This window comes from Pseudomonas sp. 1L-C-7-B-C1 (assembly GCF_057291635.1).
On sequence record NZ_JBXAWH010000001.1, the window covers coordinates 679786 to 690730 of the forward strand.

The 10945-nt window shown below is 59.9% G+C and carries 9 protein-coding genes, 1 rRNA gene and 1 pseudogene; 7 read left to right on the forward strand and 4 right to left on the reverse strand.

Annotated elements, in window-relative coordinates; translation table 11 throughout:
* Window positions 1-142: 142 nt before the first annotated feature.
* From AC0Z8Z_RS03115 to AC0Z8Z_RS03125, 3 genes and pseudogenes are all read left to right on the forward strand, one after another.
* Window positions 143-973 (forward strand): annotated as a pseudogene (locus tag AC0Z8Z_RS03115) (MCP four helix bundle domain-containing protein); the annotation flags it as partial.
* Between the two features lie 69 nt (window positions 974-1042).
* On the forward strand, window positions 1043-1831 hold the full coding sequence (locus AC0Z8Z_RS03120) for a methyl-accepting chemotaxis protein (RefSeq protein ID WP_485617832.1): 789 nt from the start codon (window positions 1043-1045) through the stop codon (window positions 1829-1831).
* 118 nt (window positions 1832-1949) lie between these two features.
* The gene (locus AC0Z8Z_RS03125; protein ID WP_485617810.1) at window positions 1950-3116 is read left to right on the forward strand and encodes a hypothetical protein; all 1167 of its coding nucleotides are present in this window, start codon (window positions 1950-1952) and stop codon (window positions 3114-3116) included.
* Window positions 3117-3230: 114 nt separating this feature from the next.
* Here AC0Z8Z_RS03125 and can read toward each other — a convergent pair whose 3' ends face one another.
* Entirely contained in the window at window positions 3231-3872 is a 642-nt protein-coding gene (gene can / locus AC0Z8Z_RS03130) for a carbonate dehydratase (protein WP_065991764.1), read from the reverse strand.
* Window positions 3873-4033: 161 nt separating this feature from the next.
* On the opposite strand from can, the gene AC0Z8Z_RS03135 reads away from it, so the two are divergent.
* Window positions 4034-4447 carry a serine kinase/phosphatase gene (locus tag AC0Z8Z_RS03135; RefSeq protein ID WP_485617812.1) on the forward strand — a complete coding sequence of 138 codons (414 nt, stop codon included), beginning with the start codon at window positions 4034-4036 and terminating at the stop codon, window positions 4445-4447.
* 55 nt (window positions 4448-4502) lie between these two features.
* Here the strand turns inward: AC0Z8Z_RS03135 and rimI are convergent, their stop codons facing one another.
* Complete coding sequence (gene rimI / locus AC0Z8Z_RS03140) at window positions 4503-4955, reverse strand: ribosomal protein S18-alanine N-acetyltransferase (protein ID WP_485617814.1); 453 nt, start codon at window positions 4953-4955, stop codon at window positions 4503-4505.
* Entirely contained in the window at window positions 4948-5754 is an 807-nt protein-coding gene (locus AC0Z8Z_RS03145; RefSeq protein WP_485617815.1) for an energy transducer TonB, read from the reverse strand. The genes rimI and AC0Z8Z_RS03145 overlap by 8 nt, the downstream gene beginning before the upstream one ends.
* 144 nt (window positions 5755-5898) lie before the next feature.
* Between AC0Z8Z_RS03145 and mksB the strand changes: the two genes are divergently transcribed.
* The 3 genes from mksB to mksF are packed head-to-tail and all read left to right on the forward strand — an operon-like array spanning window position 5899 to window position 10704.
* Window positions 5899-7176 carry an Mks condensin complex protein MksB gene (mksB, locus tag AC0Z8Z_RS03150; protein ID WP_205487272.1) on the forward strand — a complete coding sequence of 426 codons (1278 nt, stop codon included), beginning with the start codon at window positions 5899-5901 and terminating at the stop codon, window positions 7174-7176.
* Entirely contained in the window at window positions 7166-7873 is a 708-nt protein-coding gene (mksE, locus tag AC0Z8Z_RS03155; RefSeq protein WP_485617816.1) for an Mks condensin complex protein MksE, read from the forward strand. The genes mksB and mksE overlap by 11 nt, the downstream gene beginning before the upstream one ends.
* Window positions 7870-10704, forward strand: a complete 2835-nt coding sequence (mksF, locus tag AC0Z8Z_RS03160) for an Mks condensin complex protein MksF (RefSeq protein WP_485617817.1) — start codon at window positions 7870-7872, stop codon at window positions 10702-10704. Before mksE ends, mksF begins: the two co-directional genes overlap by 4 nt.
* Before the next feature lie 165 nt (window positions 10705-10869).
* Here mksF and rrf read toward each other — a convergent pair.
* Window positions 10870-10945: ribosomal RNA gene (gene rrf, locus AC0Z8Z_RS03165) — 5S ribosomal RNA — on the reverse strand; the annotation flags it as partial.

A 10945-nucleotide genomic window follows, 5' to 3' on the forward strand; every position in this document is an offset into this window, starting at 1 on the left:
TGACATTGCCCACCCAACTACCCGCTGACATCATTTTCAATCGCATCATCTGACCGTACCGCAACAATTCCGAAACATTCCCGGCAATGTCACAAAGACATCACGGAACACCTCTATAACCATCTCTCCGGTGTTTTCGTCGATGGGATGGGTGGCAGTGAAAAGGTTATTGCGTCGTGTGGTCCGTCCTTCCTCCCAACCAGCATTCCTGCGTCGCTTCAGGATTACCCAGCGGTTGGTGCTGTGCTTCGGCGTGACTGCGCTGTTGCTGGTGGCGCTCGGTGTGTTCTGCCTGCTGCAGATGCAGAGCATCCGCGATCAGGGCGAAGCGGTTGAGAGTGGGTCGCTTCCCAGCATTGCCATGGCGGACGCGATCGCCATCGACCTGATCAAGTTGCGCGGCGAGAGCGCCAGACTGATTGCCAATGCCGACGATCCCGGCGCAGTGGTGACCAGCAAGATCAATGTCGAGCAACTGAAGAATGAGGTCGAAAAAGGCTTCGCCGATTATCTCGCCCACGCCACCGACAGCACTGAGCGGGATTCCATCAAAGCCTTGCAAGAGGCTTATGGCGCTTTCATGCCAGGGCTGCACGACGAAATCGCGCTGATCGAACAACGCAAACTCGACGACGCGCGCATGCTGCTCAACACCACGCTGAGCCTGCAGGGTGACCTGATGGACATGCAGGTGCAGTTGCTGCGCGAGCTGAACAAGCAAAGCGCGGCGGGCACCGTCGACGCGGCCGGCGCGCGGTTCCAGCAAACCCGAATCATCGCCGTCAGCGCCATCGTGGTGGCGCTGGTGCTGACGTTGTTGCTCGCGTGGCGACTCAGCCTGAGCATCATTCGCCCTTTGCGGCAGTCGCTGCACATCGCCAGCACCATTGCTCAAGGCGATCTGAGCCCGCAGCCGATTCCGGAAGGCAAGGACGAAACGGCTCAACTGCTGAAAACCCTCGGTCTGATGCGCGCGAATCTGCATGGCACGATCGATCAGATTTACGCCGCAGCCGGCCAGTTGAGTCAGTCGGTCCACGAAATGGGCACGATTGCTGAAGCCAGCGCCAAGAATCTGCAACTGCAAAACGACGAGATCGAGCAGGCGGCCGTTGCCGTGAATCAGATGAGTCAGGCGGCCGGGGAAGTCGCCGACAATGCCAGCAGCACGTCCAGCGAATCGAAGGCGTCCAACGAAGCGGCCGCCGAAGGGCGTCTGCGCCTGACCGGCACCATTGATTCGATCAAGGAGCTGACCGACAACGTTCTCGATTCCTCGCACCAGGCCGACGGTCTTGCCGAGCGCACGCTGAGCATCAGCAAGATCCTCGAAGTCATCCGCGCGATCGCCAACCAGACCAACCTGCTTGCACTGAATGCCGCCATCGAGGCCGCACGGGCAGGCGAAGCAGGCCGCGGGTTCGCCGTGGTCGCCGATGAAGTTCGCTCTCTTGCCCAACGGACCAGCGCGTCGACCACCGAGATCGAGACGCTGATCAACGATGTGCAGAAAAGCACTCAGGAGACCGCGCAAACCCTGCGCGTCACCGCAGCCCAGGCCAATCTTACCCTGGAGCAGGCCGCTGCAACCGGTCACGCGCTGACGGTCATCATCAGCGCAACCTCGACCATTAGCGACCGGAACACGCTGATCGCCAGCGCCGCCGAACAACAGGCGCAAGTGGCTAACGAAGTCGATCGCAACCTGAGCAGCATTCGTGACCTGTCGACGCAGTCCGCGTCGGGCGCTCAGCAAACCACGGTGGCGAGCAATGCGCTGTCGATGCTGGCAACCGACCTAAACACAATGGTTCAGCGGTTCGTGCTTTGACGCGCGCGCCATTAAAAAATGGCCCGCAGCCATCGTTGCCCATTCCCAGCCCTGTCCAAGTGTTTCATCATCGAAACACCACCCACGCAGAGGGGTGTCTACGCCAAAGGACATGAGCATGAAAAAAAACGCCGTATTGAGCATCGCGCTCTCCGCATTGACGCTGAGCCTTGCCGCTCAGGCCGACGTCAACGTCAAACTGGGGAGCAAGGAACGCGTCACACACCTGTTTGCCTACCCGAACAACTGCAATGTCATCTGTTTCCGAAACTGGACGCTGGAACAGACCGTCGAGCACTACCTCACGCAAAGCGTGCAGCGTGACGGCTACGCCTCGGCCAAAGTGGCGGTGCACAACGACAACGACCTGATCTACGCCAACATCACCGGCGTGCCGGACGGCTACGACAAACCACTTTCAGCGCTGCTCGACGCAGGCGACCTGGCCTACGCCGGCGCGAACAAACTCAACGCCGATAACAAATTCGCCTACAACTGGTATCTGTTTTTGCCGCTGGGCATGGCGCTGGAAAACCGCAAGAGCGTCGAGCTGCTGCATTTTCCGCCGGACTATTCGCTGACTCAGGCTCAGGACTATCTGTTCTCGGCCACTACTGATCGCTGGTCCGAGCTACTCACGGATAACGGCATCCCCAAGGAGCAGACGCCTGCCTATCAGACCATCATCGACATCGCGCCCATTGCAGCGCCGTCCAACGCCGGCAAGGACCTTGAAAACGTCTACAGCTACTTCACCGATTACCAGACGAACATGGTCAAGCAGCTCACCCAAAGCACGGCGGGCACATCGCTGCCGATGGTCGCGTTCGGTGCCCCAGTGCGCGCCTGGCTCAAGCAGCAGTACAACGTCATGGTCCCGGTGTTGGGCCTGGCAAGCATCAGCCCGGCTAGCGGGCAAAGCGTCGCGGTGCTGGGTTCTAATCACCCGAGTTATATCTGGAATGCGGCGGACAAGAGCAACTACGGCGGGGACGAAGCCAAGGCGGATGAAGCGGGTTTGAAGGTCATGGGCCAGGACCTGAGCGCGGCATGCTGGCAAGCCGGCATGGGCCAGAAACCGACCACCGATCCAACCGCGCTGTTGAGCCAGTGCACCACGAACTGGCAGGTGACCAACAAGGTTGAGACCTGCAAGTTGTTCTTCAACACGGTGCGCAAGTTGACGCCGGATCAGGCCGCAGCGAAATGCCGGACGGGCGAGGTGTCGCGGCAGATCAAGCAGTTGCAGAAGCCGCTGCCGGAAATGAAGAAAGCTCAGCTCTAACGATCCTGTAGGAGTGAGCTTGCTCGCGTTGTCTTCAACTCCATAGGTGAGCCTGACTAACGCTATCGCGAGCAAGCTCACTCCTACCATTGGATGGACGCTTGCCCTACCCGATCACTCCCCTTGCGGACGCAACCGATACTGCGGCGGCAATTGCTCCGGCCCGCTGATGGTCGCGTTCAGACTCTTCCAGCGCCCGTCCTTGATGCCGTAGATGCAGCCGTGGACCGACAACTTCTGCCCGCGGTGCCAGGCGTTCTGCACAATGCTGGTATGGCCGACGTTGGCGACCTGCTGAATCACGTTCAACTCGCACAGCCGGTCGACTTGTTCTTCTTCCGTTGGCAGCTTGGCCAGCAGCTCACGATTTTCGTAGTACAGATCGCGAATGGTGCGCAGCCAGCCGTCGATCAGGCCGAACTGGCGGTCCTGCATCGAAGCGCGCACGCCGCCGCACCCGTAGTGACCGGTGACGAGGATGTGTTTGACCTTGAGCACGTCGACGGCGTACTGAATCACCGACAGGCAATTGAGGTCGGTGTGCAGCACAACGTTGGCCACGTTGCGGTGCACGAACAAATCACCCGGCAACATGCCGACGATTTCATTGGCGGGGACACGGGCGTCCGAACAACCGATCCATAGGAATTCCGGCGTCTGCTGGCGCGCCAGCTTGGCAAAGAACTCGGGATCTTCTTCCTTGATGGCGGCAGCCCAACGTTCGTTGTTGTCGATCAAGTCTTGTAGTTCGTTCATGCGTTGATGCCTCGGAAATGATGCTCAGCTATGACTGGGGCTCGGCGCTTCGGGTCACGCGGGAAGATCGCGCGATCAGCGACGGCCGATCAGGAAGCGGATGGAATTTCCGCCATGGCGTCCGGTCCACCCATTACGCCCGACATTATTGAGGATTTGCCATGAACGATTCACGCCGTCCATTCGATGCCACTCAACCCGAGCCCATCGATGACAACGAAGACCGCATGGGATCGATGGAAGAGCTCAACTTCAACGACAACAATGAGCCGAGCGGGCGCATTGGCGACGTCATTCCTGAAGATGAACTCGACACGTTGATCCCTGATGAACGCGTACGTGAAGCCGGGCTGACCGGTGCTTCCACCGAAGATCACAACCCGACCGACGACGACATGAGCCCTGAAACACTGATTCGGGAAGACGGCGCACGATCGCCTCGTGAAGCTGGCGAAGGCGGACCGGCTGACCGGGACCTGAGCATTGTCGATGAAGATGACATTGGCGGTGGGGATGGCCTGGACGAAGAAGAAATGGCCATTCTTGATCCGCTGGACGGCAAGCCTGGCGTCTGATCAGCGGCTGGCGCTTTGTGGGAGCGAACCTGGTTCGCCCCACCGCGGCCCGGAATTACTCAAACAGTGTGCACGCCATGACAACGGCATCCTCACGCCCGCCGACTGCCGGGTAGTAGTCCCGGCGCCGGCCTATCTCGTTGAATCCGTAGCGCTCGTACAAGCGATAGGCCGACCGATTGCTGTCGCGCAATTCGAGAAAACACTCCCGGCCATTCATCTCATAGGCGCGCTTCATCAGCTGTTCCAGCAGCATCAACCCCAGGCCACGGCCCTGACTCTCCGGCTTAACGGTGATGTTAAGCAAGTGCGCTTCATCAATGATCACATTGATCACGCCGTGCCCCACTTGCTGACTGCCTTCGAACATCAGCCAGACCTCGTATGATTTCAGCGCATCCATGTAAATGCCCCGCGTCCAGGGATGGCTGAAGGCGGCGTATTCGACTTTCAGGACAGCGTCCAGGTCGGCTTCGGTCATGCGGCGAAACGTTACTGCGTCATTCATCTACGGTCTTCCAACGGCCCATCAATTGACGCATGGAGCGCCATACGTCGGCCTTGCGCTGCGGCTCGTCCATCAACAGCTCCAGACCCGGCAGCGCCCAGGCTAGCCCCAGGCCGTCGACCTGAAGTTCAAGATTGTAGGATTCGGCGTCGGTTTCAGCCGCAAAACGCAACGCCGGAAGCCCGATCAGCCACAGGCAGGTGCAGGGCTGTTCTTCGACGCGGGCGTACAGAAAACCCTGGACGAAATCCCGCGCCGCCTCCGGTCCCTGGTCCATTTGCCCCCGCACCAACAACGGCCAGCGCACAGGCTCGCCGATGATCTGCGGGCTGTCCGGCAGGCCGGCGGCGCGGAGCATGTCCTTGAGCAACAGATAGGACGGGTCGCGGCTCTGAAATGGCTCACCGGTCACCAACTCGACCAGCAGCAGGCAACTTCCGGCGCGCAGGAGTTGCAGGGCAAACCGCGGCGGTGGCACAACCGGCGCTTTCACCACAGCCGGTGCCACCTCTTCTTCCTGCACTGGCTTCGGCTTGGGCGCGCTCGATGGACGAGGTATATCGATCTTCGGACGCTCGACTGTCCGAACAACAGGCGTCGGAGTGACAGAGGGCGAACCGCGCTCAGGTGCGCGAGGCGTATCCGCCTGAATAAACGGCGCAGGCGCTTCCTCAAGCTGCGGCACGGGCGCAAGCAGTTCGGGACGCGACGGCGCGGCGAAAGGCAATTCGGTGCGCGGCAGCCAGCTGACCACCTGCATGGCGGTCAGATAAGCGCGACGACGAGGCTCATTGAGCAAAGGTCAGCTACCTGTGGATAAAGTCAGGCGGGAGATTCTACAGGCCTTCACCGCTTCCCGCCGCTGTTGATCGACTGAGGGTGAAAAACGAGCCCGGCGATGCAGTACAATCGCCGCTTTTATTTGCCAGTCAGCGACCATCCGATGATCGAACCTAAGCGCGTCCTGCGCGCCCTTGCCGAACACTGGGCGCTTCTCGAGCCACTCTGCGAGCACTTCGACCAAGGCACTCTGAGCCTGAGCGAACTGCGCTTGCAGTTGGCGGCCCAGCAACTGGAGAGTACGCCCCAGGACATCACCACTCTGCTGGATGTCTGGATTCGGCTCGACATTCTGGTCCCGGTGGCGAAAAGCCCGAACCGTTTCGAGCTGAATGCGCAGATCCACGATTTCCTCTCGTACCTGCGGCGCGAGCATCGGCTGGGCCTTTGCCTGGAAATCGAAGCGTATTTGCGCCACCTTGAGCGGCTGGCCGGCTATATACAGGAAGCCTTCGATGCTCGCGACGCCAATGACCTGGCGCGGCAACTGCGCCTGCTCGACATGCGCGTGCGCGATGTCCTCAAGAAGCTCGCCAACGACGAACAGGCCCTTGTGTCCGTGGCCGAACGCGCCAAGACCAGTGACAGGCAGATTCCACTGCGTCAGCGTTACGCGGAAGTGCTGGCAACCTGGGATGAATACGTCGAGCCGATGATCCAGTTGGTGAACGCCGATGGCGCCTTCGAACAGGGCGTGCGCAAGGTAGAGAACGTGCTGCTGCGCATGCTCACGGACCAGCAACGTCTCGGCCATCTGGTCGACGACGACATGCTCCTGCGCACCCACGCGCGCATCCTCGAAATGCAGACCAGCGCGCAACTGACCTTGCGTCATGCCCGTGAACTGCTGCTGCCGCTGCGTGAAGAAGCGCGTCGCCACAATGCCGTGACTCGTGGTGCGGCACTCGCGCTGTCGGCGATTCGTCGACGAGGTCTCGACGCCGTGCCGCAGGCAGCGATGCCAATGTTCACCCGCCCGCAAAGCACCTTCCTCGGTAGTGCCAATCAGGTTGAGGCGTACGTGTATGCGCTGGCGCGATTCGAACCCAAGCCCGCGCGGTTCCCCAAGGCCAATATCACCCGAAACGGCGAGCCGCCTCGCGCGCCGCGCACGGTCAAAGAGATGATCGAGCGCTGCGAAGACGCCCTGCCAATGCCGGATCTGATGGTCTGGCTGCTGGAGCAGGAGCCCACCGGCGCAACTGACGAATTGCTGTACTGGTTTTCGCGCCTGTCACGGGACAAACGCTTCAAGCGTGAACGCCTTGAGCGCGGCGAATACCTGACCCGGGAGCACCGCGTCAGCCTGCGCTCCTTCGCCCTGCTCTCGAGCAAAGACGCCACCCCAGAGAATTCCGAGGGCACCGCCCATGCATCTTGATCTATCCGAAATGACCCAACTGGCGCCGATCTTCCGCGAGCTGTTCAAGGGTTATCACGTCAGCCGTCGCGACCCCGAACTGTACGCGCAGCTGTCCAATCTCCAGGACCAGTACCGCGGCCTGTTCAAGGCCCTGGGCTTCGAACTGGTCTGCGACACCCGTGGTTTTTACTACTTAGTACCTGATCTGGCGGCCGCGCAGGTCAACAAGACGGCGCAACGTCTGGCCCTGTTCACATTCATCCTCGTCGAGCATTTGGCGGACCAGGGCCGCGACCCCGTCGCCGTGCTTGATGGCGGCAGCCTGGGCCGCGACGAACTGCCCTCGCTACTGGAAAAGTACCGCGATCTGTTCCTGCAAGCTGAAGTCCAGACCCAGGAAGAGTTGGAAGAAAAAATCATGCGCCGCATGACCCAGCTGGGATTCGCCGCAGAAGAAGTCGGCATCTACCGCTTCCTGCCGCCAATGCATCGCTTCCTCGACGTCTGCCTGTCCGTGCAGCAAGACCGTGATCTGGCGGCCAGCCTTCACAGCGCTCTGCCGTTACCCGCCCCGGTGTTGATCGACGAAGACAGCGATGAGCGATTGCTGGAAACCGACGACCCGCTGGACCTCACCGAATTCGATGAATCTGCGGAAACCGAAGAGCAAGCGCTAGCCCGGGCGATCGCTGAAGAACAGGAGCATGACGCATGAGCCAGGAACGCTACGGCATACGCCGCTTTGCGCTGCTGAACACGGCCGGTTACAGCCTTGGGCTTTTTCCCCTGGAGCATCCGCTGTCAGTGTACGGCGCGAACAACCTGGGCAAGAGTGCGTCGATCAACGCTTTGCAGTTCCCGATTCTGGCGCGCATGTCGGACATGAGCTTCGGCAAATACAGCCTTGATCAATCGCGCCGCTTCTACTTCGCTTCCGACACCAGCTACATCCTCGTTGAAGTCTCCCTGCCCCACGGCCCGCATGTCATCGGCGTGGTCGGTCGAGGCCCGGGCGGCGGTTTCGGTCATCAGTTCTTCGCCTATGCCGGCAAGCTGGACCTGGCTCACTACCAGAAGGACGATACCTGCCTGCGCCAGAAGGAGCTGTTTGCCAATCTGGAAAGCCAGGGCCTGAAAGCCTACGAACTCAAGCCCGATGAACTGCGTCGCCTGCTGGTCGGTGGGCACACATCGATCCCACTGGACCTGACGTTGATTCCCCTGCGTTCGACCAGCGAGCAAAGCCTGAAGACCTTCCGCGCGCTGTTCATCAACCTGCTGCACATGCGCGAGATCACCGCTGCCAAATTGAAGCAGCTGTTTCTGGATGCGTTTGAGCACAGCCTGCGTTCCGGCAGCGTCGATTACATAGCAGCGTGCGAAGAAGCGTTCCGCGACGTACGACGCATGGAGCAGGACTACAACGCACTGGTGCTCGCCGGCCCGCTGGTCGAAGCCTTGGCCAACGGCGTCAGACAGCGCGACGTCCTCCGCGGCAAGCTGCATCGCCTGTCGCCATTGCTCGACTCGTTGCTGGGCACATGGCATGACTATTCCAATGCGCGCAAGGAAGAGCTGGTCATTCAGAGCGAGCACTACCGTAACGAGCAGGATTCACTACAGAACGATCAGCGTGGCGGCACTCTAGAGCTGATGCGACTGGAGCGAGAAATCAGCAACATCCAGCGATGGATTGGCGAACTGGCAGTGCTGAAGAACCGCTTTGCGCTGGTCGACGATGTGAGAGTTCTGGAACAGCAATTACTGGCTGCAAAAGACGCTCACGATGAACTGGCCGGAGCGCTCGCGCAGTCGCGTCAATTTAGCGCCGAGGATCTGGATGAGCGCCTGCGCGATCTCGAAAAACGCCTGAAGTCAGTGAAGCAACAGCTCGATCATGCGGACAACAACAGCTATGCCCGCCTGCGCGAAGAGTTTTCGCAGCCTGATGTGGAGCGTCTGATGCGGCTGTTCAACAGCGCACTGTTCAGCTTGCCGTTAGGCGAGCAAGGCATCGCGCTGGATGATGGCGATGCATGGGTTAAGTCCCTCGAAGCGATTCTCGATGGGTTCAAAGGTGAGCGCTTCGAAGTGCCCGGCCTGACCGTCAATCTGTCGAACATCGAGCCTCCTGCCCTGCAGGCGCTGGCCGATCGCGCCGCGTTGCGGGATCAAAAGGAGCGCTTGGAGAAGGAGCTCAAGCAACTCAAGACGCAACAAGCCGTAGCGGTGGACCGTGCGGCGAGCAAAACCCAGACTGAAGCTTTGTACCAGCAGGTGCTGGATGCGCAGAAGGCGCTCGAAGACTTCCGCCGCGCGCAAACATTGAGCGCCGAAGAGGGTGAGAAGCTTGAACAGTTGGCCCAGATGGAAGCGGCGCAAGACGAACTCAAGCGCGCCAGTGATGCTTTCACTGAGCGCGTTCAGCAACTGTCGGCCAAGCTGCAACTGGTCGGTCGTCAGATCGGCGATCTCGAGTCCAAGCAACGCACGCTGGATGACGCGCTGCGTCGTCGTCAGTTGCTCCCGACCGACCTGCCATTTGGCACGCCGTTCATGGAGCCGGTCGATGATTCGCTGGAGAACCTGCTGCCGCTGCTCAATGATTATCAGGACAGTTGGCAGGGCCTCTTGCGCTGCGATGGTCAGATTGAGGCGCTCTACGCGCAGGTTCGGTTAAAAGGCGTTGCGAAGTTCGACAGTGAAGACGACATGGAGCGGCGTCTGCAATTGCTGATCAACGCCTATGCGCATCGTACTGATGAAGCCCTTACCCTGGGCAAGGCACGCCGTGCTGCTGTGACCGACATCGCTCGCACGCTGCGCAACATCCGCAGTGACTACGACAGCCTCGAGCACCAACTGGCGCTGTTTAACCGGGAGATCAACCGCCGGCAGGTTTCCAACCTGGAGAGCTTCCGCATTGTGCTCGCGCCGAATAAAGAAGCGCTCAAGCATATCGACCAGATCATCCACAGCGCCGGTCAGTACGAAGAGGGCGAGACCCTATCGGTATTCGATCTGAGCCAGAGCGCCGAGCAGGACAACAAGAACGAGGAGGCTAAGGAGTATCTGGCACGCCTGGTTGCGGCTAACCACAACCAGCTCGGTCTGAAAGACTTGTTCGAACTTGCGTTCGAGATCACCAAGGTAAACAGCCAGCCGGTGATCCACACCGACATCGATGGCGCGGCGTCCAACGGCACGACCATGACCATCAAGGCACTGACCAATATGTACCTCTTGCTGCACCTCATGGACCGCGAGCAGGCCGGTCGGATTCGTCTGCCCTACTACCTCGACGAGGCGGCTGACATTGATGAAAGGAATCAAGCCGCGCTGCTGGAAACCAGCCTGCAGCTGGGCTTTGTACCGATCCTGGCGAGCGTTAAGCCTCAAGTCTCGGCGCATGTGGCGATTGACCTGGAGGGCGGCAGTGGGCCTGCAGGGATCTACATCGACGAAGCAGACTGGAAGTACATTCAACGTCGTGATGTGGTTACTGCGGTAGACGCGACCCTAGCAGTTGAAACGCTAAGCGAGTAAGCAAGTCGCTTGGAAGCTGAAAGCCCCGCAGTGATGCGGGGCTTTTTTCTGGGCGTTGATTGGGCGGCTGTTGGCTGTGGCTGTGGCTGTTGACTGGGCAAAGAACTTTTCCGCGCGCAAAAACAAAACCCCATCTGCTTTCGCAGATGGGGTTTCGGAATTTAATCTTGACGATGACCTACTCTCACATGGGGAAACCCCACACTACCATCGGCGATGCATCGTTTCACTGCTGAGTTCG